The organism is Campylobacter concisus, from assembly GCF_003049735.1.
Classification (GTDB): domain Bacteria; phylum Campylobacterota; class Campylobacteria; order Campylobacterales; family Campylobacteraceae; genus Campylobacter_A; species Campylobacter_A concisus_AN.
Map to the genome: position 1 here is coordinate 23,275 of NZ_PIRM01000002.1, position 22,394 is coordinate 45,668.

At 38.6% G+C, this 22,394-nt stretch carries 17 protein-coding genes and 1 pseudogene; 15 read left to right on the forward strand and 3 right to left on the reverse strand.

The window, feature by feature from the left end:
- Nucleotides 1-98: 98 nt before the first annotated feature.
- The 12 genes and pseudogenes from CVS97_RS04450 (at nucleotide 99) to CVS97_RS04505 (ending at nucleotide 14,381) form a co-directional block, all read left to right on the forward strand.
- Nucleotides 99-797 carry a fumarate reductase cytochrome b subunit gene (locus tag CVS97_RS04450; RefSeq protein ID WP_072595156.1) on the forward strand — a complete coding sequence of 233 codons (699 nt, stop codon included), beginning with the start codon at nucleotides 99-101 and terminating at the stop codon, nucleotides 795-797.
- A gap of 14 nt (nucleotides 798-811) precedes the next feature.
- Complete coding sequence (locus tag CVS97_RS04455; protein ID WP_107785219.1) at nucleotides 812-2,830, forward strand: fumarate reductase flavoprotein subunit; 2,019 nt, start codon at nucleotides 812-814, stop codon at nucleotides 2,828-2,830.
- On the forward strand, nucleotides 2,823-3,542 hold the full coding sequence (locus CVS97_RS04460) for a fumarate reductase iron-sulfur subunit (RefSeq protein ID WP_021091811.1): 720 nt from the start codon (nucleotides 2,823-2,825) through the stop codon (nucleotides 3,540-3,542). Before CVS97_RS04455 ends, CVS97_RS04460 begins: the two co-directional genes overlap by 8 nt.
- Nucleotides 3,543-3,960: 418 nt before the next feature.
- Nucleotides 3,961-4,176 (forward strand): annotated as a pseudogene (locus CVS97_RS09515) (winged helix-turn-helix domain-containing protein); the annotation flags it as partial.
- The gene (locus CVS97_RS09520) at nucleotides 4,165-4,800 is read left to right on the forward strand and encodes a restriction endonuclease (protein ID WP_265094252.1); all 636 of its coding nucleotides are present in this window, start codon (nucleotides 4,165-4,167) and stop codon (nucleotides 4,798-4,800) included. The pseudogene CVS97_RS09515 and the gene CVS97_RS09520, both read left to right, overlap by 12 nt.
- Before the next feature lie 231 nt (nucleotides 4,801-5,031).
- On the forward strand, nucleotides 5,032-5,763 hold the full coding sequence (locus CVS97_RS04475) for a phosphatidate cytidylyltransferase (protein WP_107785221.1): 732 nt from the start codon (nucleotides 5,032-5,034) through the stop codon (nucleotides 5,761-5,763).
- Nucleotides 5,745-6,854 carry a 1-deoxy-D-xylulose-5-phosphate reductoisomerase gene (gene dxr, locus CVS97_RS04480; protein WP_107785222.1) on the forward strand — a complete coding sequence of 370 codons (1,110 nt, stop codon included), beginning with the start codon at nucleotides 5,745-5,747 and terminating at the stop codon, nucleotides 6,852-6,854. The genes CVS97_RS04475 and dxr overlap by 19 nt, the downstream gene beginning before the upstream one ends.
- Entirely contained in the window at nucleotides 6,841-8,076 is a 1,236-nt protein-coding gene (locus tag CVS97_RS04485; RefSeq protein WP_107710037.1) for a uracil-xanthine permease family protein, read from the forward strand. The genes dxr and CVS97_RS04485 overlap by 14 nt, the downstream gene beginning before the upstream one ends.
- A complete protein-coding gene (locus CVS97_RS04490; RefSeq protein WP_107785223.1) occupies nucleotides 8,076-9,368 on the forward strand; it encodes a M99 family carboxypeptidase catalytic domain-containing protein in 1,293 nt (430 codons plus the stop codon). Before CVS97_RS04485 ends, CVS97_RS04490 begins: the two co-directional genes overlap by 1 nt.
- Nucleotides 9,365-10,372, forward strand: a complete 1,008-nt coding sequence (gene tsaD / locus CVS97_RS04495) for a tRNA (adenosine(37)-N6)-threonylcarbamoyltransferase complex transferase subunit TsaD (protein WP_107785224.1) — start codon at nucleotides 9,365-9,367, stop codon at nucleotides 10,370-10,372. Before CVS97_RS04490 ends, tsaD begins: the two co-directional genes overlap by 4 nt.
- Before the next feature lie 96 nt (nucleotides 10,373-10,468).
- Nucleotides 10,469-12,556, forward strand: coding sequence for a dynamin family protein (locus CVS97_RS04500; protein ID WP_107785225.1), 2,088 nt, complete (start codon nucleotides 10,469-10,471; stop codon nucleotides 12,554-12,556).
- Complete coding sequence (locus tag CVS97_RS04505) at nucleotides 12,549-14,381, forward strand: dynamin family protein (protein WP_107785226.1); 1,833 nt, start codon at nucleotides 12,549-12,551, stop codon at nucleotides 14,379-14,381. Before CVS97_RS04500 ends, CVS97_RS04505 begins: the two co-directional genes overlap by 8 nt.
- A 49-nt stretch (nucleotides 14,382-14,430) precedes the next feature.
- Here the strand turns inward: CVS97_RS04505 and CVS97_RS04510 are convergent, their stop codons facing one another.
- Entirely contained in the window at nucleotides 14,431-16,884 is a 2,454-nt protein-coding gene (locus tag CVS97_RS04510) for a molybdopterin-dependent oxidoreductase (protein WP_107785227.1), read from the reverse strand.
- 161 nt (nucleotides 16,885-17,045) lie between these two features.
- On the opposite strand from CVS97_RS04510, the gene CVS97_RS04515 reads away from it, so the two are divergent.
- Genes CVS97_RS04515 through CVS97_RS04525 form a run of 3 tightly spaced genes read left to right on the forward strand, consistent with a single transcriptional unit; the run spans nucleotide 17,046 to nucleotide 18,531 of the window.
- Nucleotides 17,046-17,339 (forward strand): putative quinol monooxygenase, encoded by a 294-nt coding sequence (locus CVS97_RS04515; RefSeq protein ID WP_107785228.1) that lies wholly within the window; start codon nucleotides 17,046-17,048, stop codon nucleotides 17,337-17,339.
- A gap of 32 nt (nucleotides 17,340-17,371) precedes the next feature.
- Entirely contained in the window at nucleotides 17,372-17,593 is a 222-nt protein-coding gene (locus tag CVS97_RS04520; RefSeq protein ID WP_021091847.1) for a hypothetical protein, read from the forward strand.
- Between the two features lie 50 nt (nucleotides 17,594-17,643).
- Nucleotides 17,644-18,531, forward strand: a complete 888-nt coding sequence (locus CVS97_RS04525; protein ID WP_107785229.1) for a hypothetical protein — start codon at nucleotides 17,644-17,646, stop codon at nucleotides 18,529-18,531.
- 168 nt (nucleotides 18,532-18,699) lie between these two features.
- On the opposite strand, the gene CVS97_RS04530 is transcribed toward CVS97_RS04525, so the two are convergent.
- Both CVS97_RS04530 and CVS97_RS04535 read right to left on the reverse strand, forming a co-directional pair.
- Complete coding sequence (locus CVS97_RS04530) at nucleotides 18,700-21,438, reverse strand: M16 family metallopeptidase (protein ID WP_107785230.1); 2,739 nt, start codon at nucleotides 21,436-21,438, stop codon at nucleotides 18,700-18,702.
- A 74-nt stretch (nucleotides 21,439-21,512) separates the two neighbouring features.
- On the reverse strand, nucleotides 21,513-22,229 hold the full coding sequence (locus tag CVS97_RS04535; protein ID WP_107785231.1) for a transporter substrate-binding domain-containing protein: 717 nt from the start codon (nucleotides 22,227-22,229) through the stop codon (nucleotides 21,513-21,515).
- Nucleotides 22,230-22,394 lie beyond the last annotated feature (165 nt).

The window sequence follows — 22,394 nt, forward strand, 5'->3', positions numbered from 1 at the left end:
AAAGTAAAAATCTGCTAGCATTAGCTTTATCAATTAATACTAATATTTAAATTAGTATTAAGAAATGATAATTTATTTCAAATTTCTTAGGAGGGCTCATGACCGGGCTTATAGAAGGTTTTTTGGGAAAACGGTCGGACGACAAAAAAAGTCGCACTCCAGCCGCTTGGGATAGATGGCAAAGTATTACAGGGTTTATTTTGGCCTGTTTTATATTGTGCCATATGGTTTTTACTTCTACTATACTACTTGGCAAAGACGCATTTAACGCTGTCGTAGGGTTTGCAGAGGCTAAATTTTTATTCGGCGAGGCTACATGGTGGATCACTAACGTTATTGCTGCGGTAATATTTGCCATTTTTATCGCTCATGCATTTTTAGCTATGAGAAAATTTCCAGCAAACTACAGACAATATCTAATGTTTAGAGGCCACAAAGACCGCATGAAGCACCTTGATACTACGCTTTGGTGGTTTCAGTTTTTAACCGGTTTTGCGCTATTTTTTGCAGCCAGCGCACACTTAGTAGATATAGTCTTTGGTGGACATATTACTGCCGACAAATCAGCGGCTGCATTTCATCAATTAGAAATTTTCTACTTCGCACTACTTGTTTTCATGGTCGTTCACGCTAGTATCGGTATGTACCGCTTGTATGTCAAATGGATAAGCATTGATGGTACAAATAAGCACGAAATGTTTGCCAAAAGAAATAAGGCAAAAACAATTGTATTTGCCGTTTATGGCATACTTGCTATAATTGCGCTAATCGCCGATTTCGTGTGGATCAGCCATTAAAAAGGAGCTAGAAGATGAATGTAAAATATTATGATGCATTGGTAATTGGTGGTGGTCTAGCTGGTCTTAGAGCTGCTGTGGCTGCTGGAGAAAAGGGCTTAAGCACCGTCGTTTTAAGCCTAATACCTGTAAAACGCTCGCACTCTGCGGCTGCGCAAGGCGGCATGCAAGCCTCTTTGGGAAATTCAAAAATGAGCGAAGGCGACAACGAGGACGTACACTTTGCCGACACGGTAAAAGGTAGCGACTGGGGCTGCGATCAGCAAGTAGCACGTATGTTTTGTCAAACCGCGCCTAAGGCGATCCGCGAACTAGCGGCTTGGGGCGTGCCTTGGACTCGTATAACAAAAGGCGAGAGAAGTGCTATCATCAACGCTCAAAAAACGACTATTGTAGAAAAAGAAGAGGTCCACGGACTCATCCACTCTCGCGACTTTGGCGGAACTAAAAAATGGAGAACATGCTTTACGGCAGACGCCACCGGTCACACTATGCTTTTTGCCGTAGCGAACGAAGCTCTAAAACATAACGTCGAAATTCATGACCGCAAAGAAGCTATCGCGCTAATCCACGCAAACAACCGCTGTTACGGTGCGATCGTTCGCGATCTAGTTAACGGCGAGATCACGGCATATGTCGCAAAAGGTACGCTAATAGCTACGGGCGGCTACGGAAGGGTTTATAAACATACTACAAACGCCGTAGTTTGCGAAGGTATCGGCGCGGCCATCGCACTTGAAACGGGCGTAGCTCAGCTAGGAAATATGGAAGCGGTGCAGTTTCACCCGACTCCGATCGTTCCAAGCGGTATCTTACTAACGGAAGGTTGCCGCGGCGACGGCGGAATTTTACGCGACGTGGACGGATATCGATTTATGCCTGATTATGAGCCTGAGAAAAAAGAACTAGCTAGCCGCGACGTCGTAAGCCGCCGCATCATGGAGCATATCCGCGCAGGTAAAGGCGTACCTAGCCCATACGGATATCACGTTTGGCTAGATATCTCGATCCTAGGACGCGAGCATATCGAGAAAAATTTACGCGACGTTCAAGAAATTTGCGAAATTTTTAACGGTATCGATCCTGCCGACACCGAAGTGTATACCGACGAGAATGGACGCCAACGCGGCAAGGGCTGGGCGCCGATCCTTCCTATGCAGCACTACTCTATGGGCGGCATAAAAACCAAGCCTACAGGCGAGAGTCCTACGCTAGCGGGTCTATTTAGCGCCGGCGAGGCTGCTTGCTGGGATATGCACGGATTTAACCGTCTAGGCGGCAACTCTGTTTCAGAAACGGTGGTAGCTGGCATGATCGTTGGGGACTATTTTGCCGACTACTGCGGCAGCCACGAGATAGATATAAATACCGCAGATATCGAAAAATCCGTTAAAAAAGAGGAAGACTATCTAAAAAGCCTTGTCGAAAAAGAGGGCAAATTTAACGTATTTGAGATCAAAAACAAGATGAAAGACATCATGTGGGAGCACGTGGCGATCTTTAGAACCGGCGAAGGTCTAGCCGTAGCGGTAAAAGAGCTAGAAGAGCTTTATAAACAATCTTTAGATGTCAAAGTCACAAACAAGGCGCTATTTGGCAACCCTGAGCTTGAGGAGGCCTACCGCGTACCAAAGATGCTAAAACTAGCCCTTTGTATCGCAAAAGGCGCGCTTGATCGCACCGAGAGCCGCGGAGCGCACTGCCGCGAGGACTATCCGAAACGCGACGACCTAAACTGGCTAAACAGAACTCTAACTAGCTGGAAAGAGGGCGATACGCTACCGACTATCGTGTATGAGCCGCTTGATATTATGAAAATGGAGATGCCACCAGCATTTAGAGGATATGGTGCGAAAGGTAATATTATTGAGCATCCAGATAGTGCCATCCGCCAAAAAGAGGTTGATGAAATTCGTGAGAAAATGCAAGCTGAAGGTAAGAGCAGACAAGAAATTCAAGAGGCTTTAATGCACTATGATCTTCAACCAAAATATAAAGCACCAAACGAAAGAGCAGGAATAGGATATGAGTAGAAAAATAACCATAAAAGCATTTAAATATAATCCGTTAAGTAAAATTTCAAAGCCGCATTTCGCAACCTACGAGCTAGAAGAGACTGATGGTATGACATTGTTTATCGCGTTAAATATGATTCGCGAGAAATTTGACCCAGATCTTAGCTTTGACTTTGTTTGTCGTGCTGGAATTTGTGGAAGTTGTGGCATGCTTGTAAATGGTAAGCCAAGATTAGCTTGTAGAACTCTTACTAAAGATTTTGAAAGCGGAGTAATCGAGCTTATGCCTTTGCCGGTATTTAAGTTACTAAAGGACTTAAGCGTAGACACTGGCAACTGGATGAATGCGATGAGCAGGCGTGTAGAGAGCTGGATACATACAGACCACGAGACAGATATCTCTAAGCTTGAGGAAAAAGTCGAGCCTGAAGTAGCGCAGGAAGTATTTGAGCTTGACCGCTGCATCGAGTGCGGTATCTGCGTGGCTGCGTGCGGTACGGCTATCATGAGGCCTGATTTCATCGGTGCGGTCGGACTTAACCGCGTGGCTAGATTTAAAATCGACGCGCTTGATAAACGAACCGATGAGGACTTTTACGAGCTTATCGGCGACGATGACGGCGTATTTGGCTGTATGACTTTGCTAGGCTGTGAAGACAACTGCCCTAAACACTTACCACTTCAAAGCCGTATAGCTTATATGCGTAGAAAAATGGCTGCCATAAAGTAGCCAAGGGGCTGTAAAAGCCCCAAATTTACTTCTAAATTTATTAAAAACTGCAAATAGATGCCAAAAGACATAAAAAGACATCAATAGATACAAATAAGAAAAATAAAAATATCAAAAATGGGATTGATAAGAGTGCGCCCATTATATAGCCAAGTGGAAATGCGATAAATATAAAGACGATTCCAACACCAGAAATAAAACAAAAAATTAGCGCAAATATCGTAGCAAAGGTGTTTACAAATAAGCTAATATTTTTTAAAAGAAAATTTGTTAGGCCAAGGCTTCTCATGTTTTGATTATAGCTTTTAAGCCAAAAAATTTATATAATTTCAAAATTTGCTTCATTTAAGGATATAAAATGTTACCAAGCTATAAAGATATGATGCTACCTATTTTGTAATTTGTCGCGCAAAAGAAAGAGGCAAATACTAAAGAAATTGCTAAATTCATAATTGAATATTTCAAATTATCAGATGATGAAATTTTACAAAAAATAAAAAGTGGAACTTTTACATATATAAGCAGGACGGGTTGGGCTTTATCCTATCTAGCCACAACATCTCAAGTAAAATCAAAGCCAGAAAAAGTGCCGCTTCAAAAAATTGGTAGAAGCCTATTTGCTATAACAAATTTTGGCAAAGAGCTAGTAAGTAGCAAGGACAAAAAGAGCAAATTTCTCACTTGGTACGATGAAATTTACAAACAAGAGATAAGGCAAGAGAAAAAAGAAGCCACGGAAAACACCCCAGATGACAATATAGATGAAGCGCTTTGCAAAATAAAAGAAGAGCTAAAAAGTGAAATTTTATCTAGCATTTTAGAAAAAGAGCCAAGATTTTTTGAATACCTTGTAACAAAACTACTTGAAAAGATGAATTATGGAGCCGGAAATCTTACAAACAAAGGCCCAGATGGCGGGATAGATGGTATCATAGATGAAGATGAACTTGGGCTTTCTAAAATTTATATCCAAGCAAAAAGATACAAAGACGGTAGTAATATCCGTAGGCCAGAGATTCAGCAGTTTATCGGCGCCATCTCAAATAAAAATACTAAAAAAGGTGTCTTTATCACTACAGCAAAATTTACCAAAGAAGCTGAAAATTTCGCCAAAGATAATCAAAATTTTAGTGTGGTTTTGATAGATGGCGACAAGCTTGCAGAGCTAATGATAAAATACAAAGTCGGCGTTCAAACAAGCCAAATATATGAAATTTGCAAAATCGACACCGACTTTTTTGAGGAAAATAATTTTTAAAATTTTAAGCCATAAAGCACTACTGCGTATATTTATTGCAAGTTACTACTTGGGATCATTTTGGTCTTGCTTTATTTATTTGCTTAAAAACAAATTTAAATCTTTACTAACGCCAAAATAGTCCAAATTTACCAGCTTAAAATGCTTTTTAGATCAAATTTTACTCTTATAAACGCCGTCTAAAATTTAAGTGTTATAATTACAGCGAAATAACGATTTTAAGGAGAGGATATGCAATCTCGCATAATCACTGGCGTTTTAATGTTTGTTGCTATTTTAGTAGTTTTTTTTATTGATAATTATATTTTAAATTTTATCTTGCTTGGCGTAGTGCTTTATTTTGCATTTAATGAGTCGCTCAAGCTTTATAATATCGATCACAAACAGCTAGTTTTTGCCGCACTTGCTTTTTATGTGCTTACATATTTTACAAATCCAATATTCATAGCGATCCTTGCTATCATGCTAGTTGCTTCGATCCTAGCTCACATAAAAAGTGAAAATTTAAAACTAGTCGCACCTTTTGTCTATCCGACCACGCCGATCTTTATGATGTGGATGCTTTACTCAGAGTATGGCGTAGGCTATCTTGTATGGCTTATTTTAAGCGTAGTTGCAAGCGATAGCGGTGCATTTTTTGTTGGCAAAATGTTTGGCAAACATCCATTTAGCCCAAGCTCACCAAACAAAACAATTGAAGGTGCAGCAGGCGGTGTGGCGATAGGCACTGTGATTGGCTACATTGTTGGAAATTTTATAACTGAAGGTTTTTTCCAAATTTTATTCTCAAGCTTTTTAGTCTGCTTGTTTGCGGTTTGGGGAGATTTGTTTGAGAGCTATTTAAAAAGACTTTGTGGCGTCAAAGATAGTGGTTCGCTCTTCCCAGGACACGGAGGCATGCTTGATAGGATAGATGGCTATTTATTTGGCGTAGTTGCCCTACTTTGGTCGCTCTCGTGGTAATACTTGGCTCAACTGGCTCAATCGGCAAAAACGCCCTTAACCTTTGCGAAAAATTTGGCGTAGAGGTTGAGGCATTAAGCTGCGCTAAAAATGTAGATTTACTAAATGAGCAAATTTTAAAATTTAAGCCAAAATTTGTCTGTGTAGGCGATGAAAAGCTAGCTAAAAATGTAAAAAACATAGAAGCTAAAAATATCTTTTTTGGTGAGGCTGGACTGCTGCAAATGCTAGAAATTTCAAGCTCAAAAAAGGTAATAAACGCCCTTGTTGGCTTTGCTGGCCTTGCTCCTAGTTTAAAGACGCAAACTCTTGGCAAAAGGCTTGCACTTGCAAACAAAGAGAGCCTTGTTGTTGGCGGCAAATTTCTAAAAACTAGAGAAATTTTACCAATAGACAGCGAGCATTTTGGGCTTAAATTTCTACTTGAAAATAAAACTGCACCAAAAAGACTCATCATCACAGCAAGTGGCGGCGCATTTTATAAAAAGCCGATCAAATTTCTAAAAGACGCCACGCCAAGTGATGCTTTGAAGCATCCAAACTGGGATATGGGCGCAAAGATTACGATTGATAGTGCGACGATGACAAATAAGCTTTTTGAGGTGATGGAAGCTTACTGGCTTTATGGCATCAAGGAGATCGAGGCTGTGATAGAGCCAACTTCTGCGATACATGCCGTAGTTGGATTTATAGATGGCTCAAGCACGATGCACCTCTCGCGACCTGACATGAAGCTAGCTATTGCTCATGCTATGTTTGAAAATGTCAATGAAAATATCGTTTCACATGCAAATTTACTTGATCTAAAAAATATAAAATTTCGTAAAATCAGCCTTAAAAAATATCCCATTTTTTCGCTAAAAGATGAGGTCCTAGCAAACCCTGATCTAGGTGTGGTGATAAATGCTGCAAATGAGATTGGGGTATTTAGCTTTTTAGAGAAAAAATGCTCGTTTTTGGATATCTCAAGGCTCGTTTTAAGCTCTGTTAAAAATTTTAGAAATATTAAAATTTCAAATATTGATGAAATTTTTGAAGCTGATAAAGAAGTTAGAAATTACGCAAAAAGGATGTTAAATGCAAAGGTATGAGGGTTATAAATTTGATCCCAAACAAAGCTTAATCGGCGTTCAGTTTTTATTTGTCGCCTTTGGTGCACTGGTATTAGTGCCGATACTTACGGGACTAGATGCAAATGTAGCTCTCTTTACAGCCGGTCTTGGCACGCTACTTTTTCAGCTAGTCACTAGAAAAAATGTTCCGCCTATTTTTTTAGCAAGCTCCTTTGCTTTTATCGCGCCACTTCAGTACGGTATCGAAAAATGGGGCATAGCCGTGACGATGGGAGGCGTTATATTTGCTGGATTTTTCTACGTTGCCTTAAGCCTCGTGGTCCGCTTTGGCGGAGAGAAAATTTTGCATAAAATTTTGCCTCCAGTTGTCGTTGGGCCGGTCATCATGACAATAGGCCTTATCCTTGCCCCAAATGCTGTCAAAATGGCAACATCAGCCACTGAAATTTATACCCAAAATGAGGCGATGATCGTCGCTGGCATTTCGTTAGTGGCTACTATTTTAGTGATGATGCTTGGACGTGGCATGTTTAGGCTTATACCTATTTTGCTTGGTATTATCACCGGATACATCGTAGCTTACTGCTTTGGCATGGTTGATTTTACCCCTATCTTTAATGCACCTTGGTTTAGAATGCCAAATTTCACTACACCAAAATTTGAGTTTGAAGCGATCATTTATATGATACCTATCGCCATAGCTCCAGCGATCGAGCACATAGGCGATATGCTTGCTATCTCAAATGTCACAAAAGAGGATTTTCTAAAAAATCCAGGCCTTAAAAATACGCTCCTTGGAGATGGACTTGCTACTTCGCTTGCTGCTTTTTTTGGTGGCCCGCCAAACACTACATACTCAGAGGTCACAGGTGCGGTTAGCCTTACAAAAGCTTATAATCCAGCGATTATGACCTTTGCAGCGATCACTGCCATCGTGCTAGCCTTTGTTGGCAAGCTAGGAGCTGTACTCTCAACTATCCCAGCCCCAGTCATCGGCGGTATCATGCTGCTACTTTTTGGCATCATCGCAAGCGTTGGTATGGAGACGCTTATAAAAAATAAAGTCGATCTTGCAGACCCTAGAAACATGATAATCGTAGCCCTCATCTTCATCTTTGCCATCGGCGGCATGGTGCTTGACCTTGGTGCGGTGAAATTTTCAGGTATAGGGCTTGGCGCGGTTACTGGCATAGTTTTAAATTTGCTTTTACCAAAGACAAAGCATTACGAAGGATATTAATGCGTAAATTTTTACTTTTTTTACTAACCTTTGCCACTGCTAGTTTAGCTAATACTTTAGACTATGTGCTCATCAAAAAAGGTGAACCAAGCGAAAACACGATGTTGTTAATCGGCGGTATTCAAGGCGATGAGCCGGGTGGCTTTTTGGCAGCCTCTATCGTGGCTACCGACTATAACATCACAAAAGGCTCGCTTTGGGTTGTGCCAAATTTAAATTTCCCAAGCATAATCGAGCGAAGTCGTGGCACAAAAGGCGATATGAATAGAAAATTTGCCCATGTCGATAAAAACGATCCAGACTATAACTCAGTGATGAAGATAAAAGACGTCATCACTGATAAAAACGTTACGCTCATATTAAATTTGCACGATGGAAGCGGATATTACAGAGATAAATTTATAAACAAAGACGAAAATCCAGATAAATGGGGCAATACTTGCATCATTGATCAAAGCACCCTTCCTGGTTCAAAATACCCAGAGCTTGAAAACATTGCTTCAAGCGTAAAAGACGTGCTAAACAAGCATCTAATAGATCAAAAACACCAGTATCACATCAAAAACACACACACCGCAATGGGCGATAAAGAGATGCTAAAAAGCTTAACTTACTATGCCATCACGCAAAATAAATCAGCCTTTGCAAACGAAGCTAGTAAAAATTTAAACGCTGAGCAAAGGACTTATTACCATCTAATCGCTATTGAAGAATATATGAAAAAGGCTGGCATTAGCTTTACTAGGCCGTTTAATCTTGATGTTAAAAGCGTAAAAAAGGCGATCGAAAAAGAGATCAGACTCGAGCTTGAAAATTCATACGCGATAAGTCTTAAAAATCTAAAACCTTTAATAAATTTTGTCCCACTTAAAAAAGGTGAGTTAAACTATAGCTCACCAAATCCGCTAATAGCCGTCATAAAAGAAAATGGTAGCTTCAAAGTGCAGTACGGCAACCGCTTTGTTACTAGGCTAAAGCCACAATATTTTGAGTTTGCAAAACCACTTGATGAAATTTCACTAATAAGTGACGGTAGCGAGCTTACATTAAAAAGTGGCGATAAATTTAGCGTGAAAAAGAGCTTTAAAATAAAATCACTCAAAAACGTGCGCGTAAATGTCATAGGATATGGCACAAAAAGTATAGATGAGAGCGAGCAAGAAGTGACTAAAAATAGCCTAAATAAAAGCTACAGCATCGATAAAGACAGCAAAATTTACCGAGTCGAGTTTTATAAAAACGAAGATGGCAAAGAGAAATTTGCTGGCATGATCTTAGCGGAGTTTAAATGATACTTGGCATCGAAAGTAGCTGCGATGATAGCTCGGTCGCACTAATAGATGAACGCACTTTAGAGAAAATTTATTATAAAAAAATTTCTCAAGAGGAGGAGCACGCTATCTTTGGTGGCGTGGTTCCTGAGCTTGCAGCTAGGCTTCATACAAAGGCACTGCCAGCACTTTTAGAGGATATCTTGCCAAATTTTAAAGAAATAAAAGCGATTGCCGTGACAAACGAGCCAGGGTTAAGCGTGAGCCTAATAGGCGGCGTCAGCATGGCAAAAGCATTAAGCGTGGCTCTTAATATCCCGCTAATTGCCGTAAATCACCTAGTTGGGCACATCTACTCACTATTTTTAGATCGCGAAGCTACCTTTCCACTTGGCGTACTGCTAGTAAGTGGCGGGCATACGATGATCTTAGAGATTGACGAAAATGGTGAAATCACTGAGCTAGCAAGCACTAGCGATGATAGCTTTGGTGAGAGCTTTGACAAGGTTGCTAAAATGCTTGATCTTGGCTATCCAGGCGGTGCCGTAGTTCAGCAAAATGCCCTACTTTGCAAAGACAAAGAGAGGTTTCATTTTACCATTCCACTTCTTCACGATAAACGCCTTGAATATAGTTTTTCAGGGCTTAAAAACCAAGTCAGAGTCGAAATTTCAAAGCTAGAAAATATCACACAAAAGGATATCGCTGAAATCTGCTACGCATTTGAAAATACAGCCTGTGAACACATTTTAAATAAGCTTGAAAAGGTCTTTTGTTTAAGAAATTTTAAGCGTTTTGGTGTAGTTGGCGGCGCAAGCGCAAATCTAAATTTACGAAAAAGACTTGAAACGCTTTGCCAAAAAAATGAGTGCGAGCTTTTGCTAGCTCCACTTGAGTTTTGCTCTGATAACGCCTTAATGATAGCAAGAGCGGGACGTGAGAAGTACCTAAAAGGCGAGTTTGTAAGCCATAGCGAGCTAAATATAAATCCAAGAGTTAGCTTTAAAAATCTTGAGTTAAATTAAACTTTTTAAAAAACATAAAATTTTGCGCCTAAATCTTGATAGCTTCGTAAGTAAAAACGTAATAAAATCTAAAAAATTTCAAAAAAAGAATCTTTAATGGACGAGTTTTTAAATCACGCTTGGCATTTAAATAAAATTTATGCCAACACTGATGCAAGCGTACCTTTTTACCCAGATCTACTGGCGCTTCTTTTATCTTGTGATGAGAAAAATTTAGATGAGTTTATGGCTCTTGCTGAGTTTAGAACTATCTTAAAAAAGCTAGGTGTTGGACTTGATATCTTTAGCATACAAAGTGCTCAGCTAGCCACACTAAAAGCACTAAATGAAGCAAAAATTTCAAGCGATGAATTCGTAACCTACTTACAAAAGCTACGTGATGAAAAGATAATTGGCCATGAAAAATTTGATTTTTTAATAAAATTTATAAACAAAAACTCAAATCAAAATAAAGCTGAAAATTCTAATGTAAAGCCAAAAGATCACTTTCACAAGAGCTTGGATTTTCTAAATGAGATAAATGAAAAAGCAAGCATGCTTGGTGAAGATAAAGAATTTTTACTAGCTTTGAAAAATGCCAAGAAAAGATCAAACGAAACGCTTTTTAACATCGCAGTAAGTGGCGTCATAAACTCTGGCAAATCAACCCTTTTAAATGCACTTTTAAACAAATCCATCCTTGGCACTTCAAATGTGCCTGAGACCATAAATTTAACCATCTTAAAGCACGCATCAAATAGCCATGCAAAGGTAAATTTTTATAGCCCAGACGAGCTAGAAAAGCTTGGACTTTCAAGCGAAAATTTACCAGCCAGTAGCGTAGAGATCAGCCTAGATGAGATCAAAAACTATACATCTTCGAGCTCAAAAACGGCAAATCTCGTAAAAAGCGTTGAGCTTTATGATGACTTGGAGCTTTTAAGAGATAATGTCTGCATTATAGACACTCCGGGCATAGACGATGCGATCGTTTTAAGAGAGCAAATAACTACAAATTTTATGAAAGAGTGCGACCTTTTGGCTCATCTCATGAATGCCTCACAAAGTGCAACGCAAAAAGACGCACTATTTTTGAAAAAATGCCTTGAAAACTCACACATCGTAAGAGTTGCTATCGTGCTAACTCACGCTGACGAGTTAGACGCAAAGGATATTAATGAAACGCTTAACTACGTAAAAAAGGCGATCGGTGAGCAGATAAATGACATCAAGATAGATTATTTTGCCCTTAGTGCAAAAGCTTATCTTGATGGCGCTTTAAATAGTGGCGTGCAGGAGTTTAAAGAGTATCTTTACGATGTGCTTTTTGGCAAAGACTCTAAAAAATCAGCTCTCATTTTAAGCTCATATCAAAAAGAATTACAAAATATTTTAAAAACAAAACTCGAAGCCACAAAGGCTGAAATTTTGGAGCTTAAGGCATTTGGTTTAGAGCTAGAAGCTTTGCAAAACGAGCAAGCAAATATCAAAAATTCTCTTAATGAAAATTTCACAAAACTTGAAAAGCTTTTAGAAGGCGAGCTAAAAAAACTCGATGATAAAAATGCAAAAGATATCTATAAAATGGGGCTTGAAGCACTACTACAAAATTTAAATGAAAAGCTTAAAAGCGAGATCGCTTACTGTAAAAGCAAAAGAGAAAATTTAAATCTAAAACGTCTTACACAAATAGCAAAAACTACACTTTGCGACGGAATTGCGGCACTTATGAGAGAGGCTAGAAATGAAACTTTAGTGCAAACAAAGTCATGCGAGCAAAATATTGCTTTAAGCTTTGATGGCTTTAAGGTGAGTGAAAATAAAATTTTTAGTATAAATGACTTTTTAAAGCAAATGGGCGTAGAGCTTGATTTTAGCGAGCTTTTAGATGAGCTTAAAGCTAAAATTTTAAGCAAAAATGAGCCAGATGAGGCGCTTTTGGGTTTAAGAGAGAATTTACTTAACAATAAAAGCATATCGCAGTTTTGTGAGATGCTAGCAGAACACGAAAAAAAGCTGCTAAAAGAGCGAGTAAAGGCTTATGAAATGAGCCAAAAAGAGGCTTTAAGCCAAAGACTTTTGGTGCTCAATAAAAAACTTAATGAGCTAAATTTACAAAATCAAAGCTCAATTTCAAAGCTTAAACAAAAGACCTCCTTGCAAGATGAAATTTGCTCACTTTTAGAGGATATTAAAAATGTTTAATGAGTTTATAAATGCCTACAAAGCGAGATATTTTAAGGTCTTTACAAATGATTTTAAGGGTGAGCTAGCTAGGTTTGTAAATGATCTAAACGATCCTAGCTTGCATATAAGCGAACAAATAAAAGAGAGCTTAAATTTACTAATAGACACTCTAAATGAACCGCCGCTAATAGCTGTTATCGGTCAATTTTCAAGTGGGAAATCAACGTTTTTAAACGCACTGCTTGGTCAAGATATCTTGCCATCAGGACTAACTCCAGTCACCGCAAAGGCTGTGAGACTAAAATTTGCAAAGATGCCACTTCTAAGCGTGAAATTTATAAACGGCAGCGAAAGCCTACTAGCAAGTAGCGATCTAGCCGAGCTAAATAAGCTAGGCGAGCAAGTTTCTGGCATGACGCTTTATGCGCCAAGTGAGATTTTAAAAGAGATAAATTTCATCGACACTCCTGGTTTAAACTCGCTAAGAGATGCTGACACAAAAGAGACAAAAAATACGCTAAAAAAGGTTAGTGGTGCGATATGGCTAAGCCTTGCAAACAACGCCGCAAAGGCAAGTGAGCTTGAAAGTATCAAAGAAATTTTAAAAGTCAATGATCTAAAAGCGATCTGCCTAATCAACCAAAAAGATAAGCTAAGCGAGGAGGAGCTTGAAAGTTTGCTAAAGCACGCTAGGCAAACTTATGGCGAGCTTTTTGAGGATATCATCGCTATCTCATCAAAGCAAGCACTCCTTGGCATCACAAATAATGACAAAAGCCTACTTGAAGCTTCAAATTTTAACGAAGCTCTAAAGGCTATTAAAGAGTGCTTTTTAGACAAGAGCTTTAAAGAAAATTTCATAAAAGCAAGGGCAAAAAAGATCGTAAAACTCCTAACTAACGAGCAAGAAAAACATCTAGAAATTTATGACAATGCGCGGTTTATTTTAGATGAATTTAGTGGCTCATTAGATGAGAGGCTAGAGGCGATAAAAGAGGAGTTTAAACCAAAGATCGCTTTAAGATATAGTCAAATGAGCGAAGTTATAAAACTTGCCGCCGATGAAGTATTTAAGCTACTTAAGCCTTTTTCAAAGACAAAATTTAACGCTTCAAAGACGCTTTTAAACAAAGAAATTTACAAGCGTGAAAATTTTGAGGTAATAAGTCTTGATAGCGACGAAGTCTTTTCAAAACTTATCTACGAAGATGTGGTTTTTAATAAATTTTTTAAACGCTACAAAAAAGATCTAAAAGAGCTAGAAAATGCAATAACCTCAGCGTTTAATGAGCTTTATAAAAATTTAGAGGATAAATTTTTAATATACAAATCTCGCTATGAAAATTACGCTAGCTTTGATGATCAAGTCTTGGCTTACGAAACAAAATCCATAAATACCTATGCCGGACGGACATATGAAAATTTTTTAAGAGAGTATGAAACGGCTAAATTTAAGGCCATACAAAAGGTCTCTTTGTTTTTTGAAAAGCTTGATATAAAGCTAGCCTCAAACTATGAAAACGCACTCAAACTTGCGGTTTATTTTATAAAACAAAAGATAGAAAAGACGCTAGAGTCGCATCTGCAGATGAATACACCACTTTATATTCCAAGTGCAAAAGACGTCTATGAGCGTATGCTTGATGCGTTTAGCCTTTATGAGTTTGAAGCTTTAATGTGCTCAAATAGCTCGTTTTTAAATAAAATTTTGCTTGATATAAAGAGTGATTTTAATGAAATTTATACTTTAAAAATAGCAATGCTTGATGGCTTAAAAGCAAGAGTTAAAGAGCAAATTTCAAAGATCGAAGAGCTTTGTGAAAATTCATTGCTATTAAGATAAATAAAATTTTTAAAGCTTAGAAGCTATCCATTTAAGGATAGCTTTTATTTTATGTGTGCATTACGCCGATCTTTGGTGCGTCAAATGCAGTTACACGCTTTGGCACGCCTTTAAATTTCTCGACATTCACAAGGCTTGTGTGAGCGGTGTTGCTCTGGCTCATCTTGCTTGATGGCACGTCTTTTGTGAGCACATTTAAATTTCCGTGCAAGCAAAGGCTCTTTTCGCCCGGTTTTTCAGGGTCGTACCAAGCACCTTCGCTTACTATTACGACATTTTGTGGTACATCCTCGGTCACAAAGGCACCGCACAAAATTTCGCCCCTGTCGTTAAACACACGTACCACGTCGCCCATCTTTATTCCTCTAGCCTCGGCTGTTTTTGGATTTATAAGTACTGGCTCACGCTCTGCGATCTCGTTAAAGTTGCGAAGCACAGAGTTGTTTAGCTGTGAGTGAAGCCTAAATTTAGAGTGCGCGCCGCTAATTGCGATAGGATATTTTTTATTTTTTGCACCCAGCCACTCAAACGGCTCAAGCCAAGCTGCATGCGGTGGGCAGTCGTCGTAGCCAAAGCCAGCGACCGTCTCAGAGTAAATTTCTATCTTGCCAGATGGCGTTTTTAGCGGATTTGCCACTGGATCGTCGCGGAATTTCTTATAGTTTGTAAAGTAGCGTTTTTTCTCATCGATCTTGTCAAATCTAAAGTATCCCTTCTCCCAAAATTCCTCAAAGCTAGGCATGCTCTCATACCCAAGCTCAGCAGCCTTTTTAACGGCATCTTCGTAAATTTCTTTGACCCACTCTAGTTCGCTTTTACCCTCACTAAATGCCTCTTCTCTGCCCCACTCTTTGGTGATCAGCCTTGCGATCTCGAAGTCACTTTTGCTCTCGCCAAATGGTTTAACAAGTGGCTTCATCGCAAATAGATACTCGCTCGTTGAGTTTGCCATTTCGATGTCTGTTCGCTCGTATTCAAGCGCAGCTGGCAAGACGATGTCGCTAAATTTAGCTGTACTTGTCCAAAACGGCTCGCAAGTGATGATAGCATTAACGTTTCGCATAGCTTTTATCGCTCTATTTGCGTCAGGATGCCTTGTGAAAGTCGAGCCATTTGCGTTAAACATCACTCTGATCTTTGGCAGTTTATAGCTCTTGCCATTTCTTGTTATCTCTTTGCCTGGCTTAAGAAGTGCATCTATTAGCCTTGAGTTTGGCATTTCGTAGCCCTTTGTCTTTGGCACCAGCCCGCTATCAATAAATTTTTGAGGTACCTTCGTCTCAAAAGCTGCTAGTTTAGGTGCTATGAAGCTCTCATCAGCGTTTTTGTGCATGCCATCATTTGTGACAAAGCCACAACCCTCTTTGCCGATGTGGCCAAGCATCGCATTTAGCGTCACTAGCGCCCAGTAGGCCATCTCGCCGTGATCTTGTCTTTGTATGGCGTAGCCACTAATTATCACTGAATCATTTTTAGCTAGATCTTCGCTAAATTTAGCAAGATCCTGCTCGCTCACACCACAAATTTTGCTTGCCCAAGCTAAATTTTTATTTACCCCATCAGTTTTGCCAAGCATATACTCTTTAAATTTATCAAAGCCAACTGTGTATTTTTCTATAAATTCTTTGCTGTAAAGCCCTTTTTCATAAAGGTAGTTACACATACCTATCATCATCGCCGTATCGGTGCAAGGCACGACTTCAAGGTATTTTGAGTCAAAGTACTTTGCGCTATCGTTGTGATAAACATCGACGCTATAAATTTTCATCTCGCCACTCGCGCCTTTTTTTCTGATCTCATCATAGTATTTATATGAGTTGTGAAGCGGCACGCCAATGGCGATCTTGTTTGAAACTACTGGGTTTGTGCCCCAAAATACGATCGTTTTGGCATTTTTTAAGATCGCCTCCCACTTTGTTGGCGCTAGCGCAGGATCGACAAAGCCAGTGACGTGAGGCATGATGACAGTCGCTGCGCCGTAGGAGTAGCCACCTAGCTCATTTACGTAGCCGCCAAGCACGTTAAGTAGCCTTTTTGCGGTCTTTTGGCTGTGACCAACTTTGCCAAGGCTACCCCACTGATAAACCTGCCCATAGATCGCTTCAGCGCCGTATTTATCAAAATTTTCTTTTAAAATTTTTGCACTTAGCTTTATAGCCTCGTCCCAGCTCACACGCACAAATTCCTCTTTACCACGAAGCTCTGGCTTTGGGTTGTTTGGATTGGCTAAAAAGCTCTTTCTAACAAATGGATATTTTACTCTGCTCTCGTTTTGGATGTAGTCAATGACTGCGTTATTTAGCTCGTTTGGATAAGCATCGCCCTCAAATGGCACGGTCTCAACCACGCGCCCTGCGATAGTTCTTACGTAAAATGGGCCAAATTTATTTGCGCTTAGTCCGCTTTTCTTGTCAAATAACGCTTGCTCTGCGCTTCCAAGCTCTTTTGCTTGAAGGCTAGCCGCGCCTAATGCGCTCAATCTTAAAAAATTTCGTCTTTTCATTTTCTCTCCGATTTTGGTTAAATTTATTGTTTTTGGTTGGTTTTAGAAATTATAAATTTAGGGTTTTGTATCATTTCATCGTTTAAAGGCCTTGTAATGTAATACGCAAACTTGCGTCTAAATTGCGCTATTTTAGCCAAAAATTTTTAAAGGATGGGCAGATGATTGGATTTTATGTAAATGTAAAGTTAAAAGCTGGATGTGAGGCGAAATTTGAAGAAATTTTAAAAGAGATAGTGCCAGCTTCAAGAAAAGATAAAGGCTGCATAAGCTACGAGTGCGGCATGGTTGTGGGCGGTAAAAACGAATACTGTTTTATGGAAATTTGGGAAGATCTTGCAAGCCAAAAAGAGCATATAAAAAGCGCTCATATGGTGAAAAACGCAGCTGCGCTGGAGACTTGCAAAGAGAGCCAAGAGGTGAAAATAGTAAATTTTGTGAGCGTAAAGGAATAATATTTGCTTTAAAAAGGGCAAAATCCACAAAAATGAGCGAAGAAAAAATGCTTGAGATGATAAATGCGACTGCTGATATTATATTTATGGCCGTACTTAGGGGGCGAGTGAGCTTTGAGGCTTGCAAAAAAGATAGAGAATTTATCGACTCTTTAAGAGAAGAGCTACTTGGCAAAAATCCAAATAAATTTAAAATCGCCCAAAACTCATACCAAATGATCGCCATTTTTGAAAAATACCGCAATAAAAAATAATCCACTTAAAATTTAAATATGTTTGCCGATATTGTGTTAAAGGATTTGACATGATAAACGCACTAAATGGATTTAATCAAAGCTTTAACTACCAAGACGCTTTTAGTAAGCGCCAAGCCACAAACGCAAATTTAAATAAAGTAGAAATTCCCACCAAAACTGCGGATATCAAGCATCTACCGCTCTCTGGCTACTCATCAAATGATAAAATTTCTATCTGGGGCAAGATAAATGGCCTTGATAGTGAGACGAGCAAAGATGAAATCTCTAGCCTTAAAAATTTCATTGATAGCACGAAGCTTTGGCGACTAAACTCCATAATCACTAGCGAGAAAAACGGCTTTAGCGTAGATGAGTTCATCAAAGATCACAAAATGAGCATAAACAATAAAATAATCAATAATGCTTTTGGTGCTCTTTATCTAAGCCGTGAGGCTACAAATTTGCTAGACTCCGATATAAGTATCGATGAGTTTAAAGACAAATGGCTTGAATTTACCGCCGAAAGGATACTTGGCGAGCATGCAAATGTGAAAATTTCTTTTAAAGACGGGGCTTTACATTACGAGCAAAACTCGGATAAAAAACGTATAGAATTCTTAGGTCAGCCCATGTTGCACCGTGTAAGCTACACTGATAAAAACAGCAAAGATGAGTTTTTAAAATTTCTAAAAACAAGTTATGAAAAGGGCGAGAGCATCGCTGATGTGCTTCAAAATATCGCTCTTACGCCAGTTAGAGAAAATGGCGATGAAGAGATAGAAGAAGAGAAATTTAAGCCTATGCAAGTTACCAAAAAGAGCGTGACCTACACTGATAAAGATATAAAACGTGAGTTTTTTGAGGAATTTATCAGGCGCGAGGTCGAAAATGGAGCGAGCTTTGATGATCTAGTGCAAAAGCTAAACAAGCTAAAGCCAAAGGATATCCTCGCTTAGCTTTGGCTTTAGGCTGAAATTTTAGGGGCTGCTTAGCTCTTTAAATTTCTACTTAGATTTGAATTTAAAGAGCCAATTTAGCCAACTAATTTAAAAAGCTAGCTTATCTTAATAAATTTTTACTCGCGTTTAAATTTTAAGAGCTAGCCAGCTTGACTCTTAAAATTTCTACTTTGGATTATTTATACTTATCACCATATTTTTATCATCAAGATATAGTTTAGCAGCCTCTTTGATGTCGTCATTTGTGATGGCTTTTATCGCGCTTATATACTCATCAGCCGTATAAAGTAGCGTGTTAAAAATTTTATTTGAGATGATGAGCTTTTGCCAAAACTCAGGCTTTTCGTAATCTTTTTTTATAGAAATTTCACTCTGCGCTTTAAAATCCTCCAAATGCTTTGGCAAGATCGCACCACTACGCTTTATGCTAGCTATTATCTGCTTTATCTCAGCGATAATCTTGTCTGTATTTGAAGGATCGCAAGTAAAGCTAATTAGCATATCTGAATGCTCAAAAGGATAGCGTGAAAGCTTGGCATTTAGGCTAAAGCCGTATGTTTGGCCCTTATCTTCTCTGATCTTTTCTCGGAGCGCCGTTTTTAAAATTTCACTTAACGCCCTTAGCCTAATCGCTCCTTCAAAGCTATATTTTGCGTCAGAATTTATGATATTTATGCCAACATCGCTTCTTTTTGTGCTTTGATACTCCCTTTTAAAGGTGTGCTGACCCTTGATACTTCGCACGCCATCGTCTTTAAATTCTTCAGCCTCGCCAAGCTTTGGCAAGGTGGCGATATACTTTTTAACAAGTGGCAAAAGCCTCTGCTCGTCGGTATCGCCGATGATTACAAAAGTATATGAGGCTGCGTTTGCAAATTTATCTTTTATGATCTCTTTTAGCTCATTTAGCTTTAACGCATCGATATCAGCCATCTCAAGCGGCGCGACACGTTTATTGTTTTCATAAAAAAACTTGCTAAATTCGGTGCTAAATTTATATTCAGGCAAATTTTGCTCTTTAGCTAGCTCATCTTTTGCTCTTTGCTTTATCCTCTCAAGCACGTTTGCATCGGCTCTTGGAGCGTTAAATTCTAAATTTATAACAGCTAGCAACGAGCTAAGATCGCCTGTGCTTGATGAGCCATAAATGCCTTGCGTAAGCGCTTCTATGCCCTTTTCATAGCTTACGATCTTTCCATTTAGTGCCTTTGAGAGCTCGTAGTTGTTAAATTTACCAACGCCGCTTTCATTTGTGAGCGCTACTGCGAAGCTACCAAGCTTTGGATCAGCCAAATTTGATGTGCCTCCTTTGCTGACGGCTGCAAACAAAACGCTATCTTTTTTAGTAGCTAGTGGCTTAAAGATAACTTGCGAGCCATTTTGCATTTTGTAGGTATAAATTCCATTTTTTTCATCAAAGCTTCTTGAGCTTATCTCTTTTGGCTCTAAATTTTCATTGCCTAGACTCTTATCGTTGTTATTAGTGGATAGATTTGTGTTATAAGCAGGCGCCTTGGCAAAAAGCTTTAAAAACTCATCTTTGCTAAGCTTAAAACCATCTTTGCTAAAAATTCTTACACGCTCATCAGAAATGGCCAAAATTTGCCTAAATCTAGCATTCACGTCAGCTAATGTAATCTCGTTTAATAGCTTTAAACTAAGCTCTTTTTCATCTTCATCACTTAACACAAAGCCACCGTTTTCTATCATGTTTAAAATTTGTCCAGCGTAAGCGCTTGATTTTTTAGTCTTTGAGCGTTTAAATTTTGCATCCACATTTGCCACAAACGCCTTTTTCACATCAGTAAAATCATCTTTATTAAAGCCAAACTCTTTAACGCCTTTTATAACGCCAAGCATATCTTTAAGGCTTGCGTTAAAATCGCCTCCAAGTACATTTGTTTCGAAACTATAAATTTTCTGCTTTGCTTGAAGTGTTTGAGCTATAAAATCAGTGCTTAAATTTGATGAATTATTTGCATTTTTTTGCTCATAAAGCATATTTATTAGGCTTGCGATAAGTGCGTCTTCTAGATTCCTCTTTGCATCAGCTTCATTTACAACCGGGCTAAATTTATCAAAATAGCTAAGTCTAACTAGCTCCATTCCAGTTTCATTTGAGTCGTAGTTAAAAATATTTAAACCACTTTTAAAGCTGATATTTTTTTCTGGATGAATGTAAGAATTTGTATTTTTTGCTTGGCTAAAGCTTTTTTCGATTAAGCTTTTTATCTCATTTTTATCAAAGTCGCCAACAGCGACAAAGCTCATAAATCTTGGCTGATAAAGCCTCTCGTAAAATTCTTGCATGTGCTTAGCATCTACGCTTTTGATGACGTTCATATCGCCTATTGGCACTCTTTTTAGATAGATGCTGCCCTCAAAAATATCCTTTGTTTGAGCCAAATAAAGCCTATATCCTGGCGTATTTCTCTGACGCTCTTCCTCCATGATGACGCCACGCTCCTTATTAAGCTCCTTAGGATCGATTTTAACGCCATCTATCCAATTCGAAAAGACCTTGAATGTATCTTGTAAATTTTTCTCATTTACATTAATCGTTAAGACATAACTCGTCTGATCGTAGCTCGTCTGTGCGTTTAGATCAGCTCCAAATTTTACACCAAGGCTCTCAAGCTGTTTAATGAGCTCATTTTTACTAAAGTCACGGCTGCCATTAAACGCCATGTGCTCCAAAAAGTGAGCAAGACCTTGCTCACCGTCTTTTTCATCAGTTGAACCAGAATTTATAACAAGATAAAAAATAGCTGTTTTTTGTGGAAATTTATTCTCTTTAATATAGTATTTTAGCCCGTTTTTTAGCTCTCCATTTAACATATCTTTATCGTTTTGAAGCGCAAAAAGACCCATTGCTAGACAAAAAAGCAACAAAATTTTTCTCATTATTTTCCTTTTAAATTTTAATCGATAGACAAAGCAGAATTTAGCATAAGCCTGCAAATTTGCAGGCTAGAAGATTATTTTAGATCGTATTTTTTAAGTAAAGATTCGTAGCTTCCGTCTTTTTTCATATCATCTAAAATTTGATTTATTTTCTCTATTAACGCGCTCTCTTTTCCTTTATCAAAAGCTATTGAAAAGCCCTCGCTACCATCAACTTCTTTGAAAAATGCTTCAAGTTCTTGATTTTTCTTGATAAAACCATATCCGATAGAGCTATCAAGGATGACTGCGTCAAATTTGCCAACTTTTAATCCCATGATAAGTGGCACAGTATCTTCTGAAGGCACTACTTTTACGCCATTTATAGCATTTGCTGCTAGCTCTTGGACGGTGCCTTGTTGCACGCCAACTCTTTTGCCAGCTAGCTCTTCTTTAGCTTTTAGTGCGTCATTGCCTTTTTTCTTTAGGTAGAGATTTTCAGTTAGATAGTATGGCTTTGTAAAATCAATCGATTTTAATCTATCTGAAGTCGCACTCATCGCGCTTATAATGCCATTTATTTTGCCGGCTTTAAGTGCTGGAATAAGGCCGTCAAAACTCATATTTATGATCTTATATGAAAAACCTGCACGCTTTGAAATTTCATCAATTAACTCGATATCAAAGCCTGTTATTTTGTTATTTTCATCGATATATTCAAATGGCGGATAGTTCGCCGCTGTGCCAAATTTTAGCTCGTTTGCACAAAGAGCAACAAAAGCTGTGAGTAAAAGAGCAAAGATCTTTTTCATAATAGTGTCCTTTAAGGTGATTTAGTGGCTTAATTATCAGTATTTCTCTATTAAAAATTGTTTAAATCCGTAATAAAAGAAAAATGCTACAAATAATCGTATAGCAAAGTAGCATATAAATTTTTATAGATAAGTTCTATCCCTTAATTACTTTAAGGGATAGAA

What these genes read in the sequence shown, in the direction of transcription:
- CVS97_RS04450 (WP_072595156.1), top strand. Translation starts at nt 99, where the DNA reads ATGACCGGGCTTATAGAAGGTTTTTTGGGAAAACGGTCGGACGACAAA.
- CVS97_RS04510 (WP_107785227.1), bottom strand. Translation starts at nt 16,884, where the DNA reads ATGAAAAGACGAAATTTTTTAAGATTGAGCGCATTAGGCGCGGCTAGC.
- CVS97_RS04525 (WP_107785229.1), top strand. Translation starts at nt 17,644, where the DNA reads ATGATAAACGCACTAAATGGATTTAATCAAAGCTTTAACTACCAAGAC.
- CVS97_RS04515 (WP_107785228.1), top strand. Translation starts at nt 17,046, where the DNA reads ATGATTGGATTTTATGTAAATGTAAAGTTAAAAGCTGGATGTGAGGCG.
- CVS97_RS04460 (WP_021091811.1), top strand. Translation starts at nt 2,823, where the DNA reads ATGAGTAGAAAAATAACCATAAAAGCATTTAAATATAATCCGTTAAGT.
- CVS97_RS04535 (WP_107785231.1), bottom strand. Translation starts at nt 22,229, where the DNA reads ATGAAAAAGATCTTTGCTCTTTTACTCACAGCTTTTGTTGCTCTTTGT.
- tsaD (WP_107785224.1), top strand. Translation starts at nt 9,365, where the DNA reads ATGATACTTGGCATCGAAAGTAGCTGCGATGATAGCTCGGTCGCACTA.
- CVS97_RS04485 (WP_107710037.1), top strand. Translation starts at nt 6,841, where the DNA reads ATGCAAAGGTATGAGGGTTATAAATTTGATCCCAAACAAAGCTTAATC.
- CVS97_RS04455 (WP_107785219.1), top strand. Translation starts at nt 812, where the DNA reads ATGAATGTAAAATATTATGATGCATTGGTAATTGGTGGTGGTCTAGCT.
- CVS97_RS04475 (WP_107785221.1), top strand. Translation starts at nt 5,032, where the DNA reads ATGCAATCTCGCATAATCACTGGCGTTTTAATGTTTGTTGCTATTTTA.
- CVS97_RS04530 (WP_107785230.1), bottom strand. Translation starts at nt 21,438, where the DNA reads ATGAGAAAAATTTTGTTGCTTTTTTGTCTAGCAATGGGTCTTTTTGCG.
- CVS97_RS04500 (WP_107785225.1), top strand. Translation starts at nt 10,469, where the DNA reads ATGGACGAGTTTTTAAATCACGCTTGGCATTTAAATAAAATTTATGCC.
- CVS97_RS04505 (WP_107785226.1), top strand. Translation starts at nt 12,549, where the DNA reads ATGTTTAATGAGTTTATAAATGCCTACAAAGCGAGATATTTTAAGGTC.
- CVS97_RS04490 (WP_107785223.1), top strand. Translation starts at nt 8,076, where the DNA reads ATGCGTAAATTTTTACTTTTTTTACTAACCTTTGCCACTGCTAGTTTA.
- CVS97_RS04520 (WP_021091847.1), top strand. Translation starts at nt 17,372, where the DNA reads ATGAGCGAAGAAAAAATGCTTGAGATGATAAATGCGACTGCTGATATT.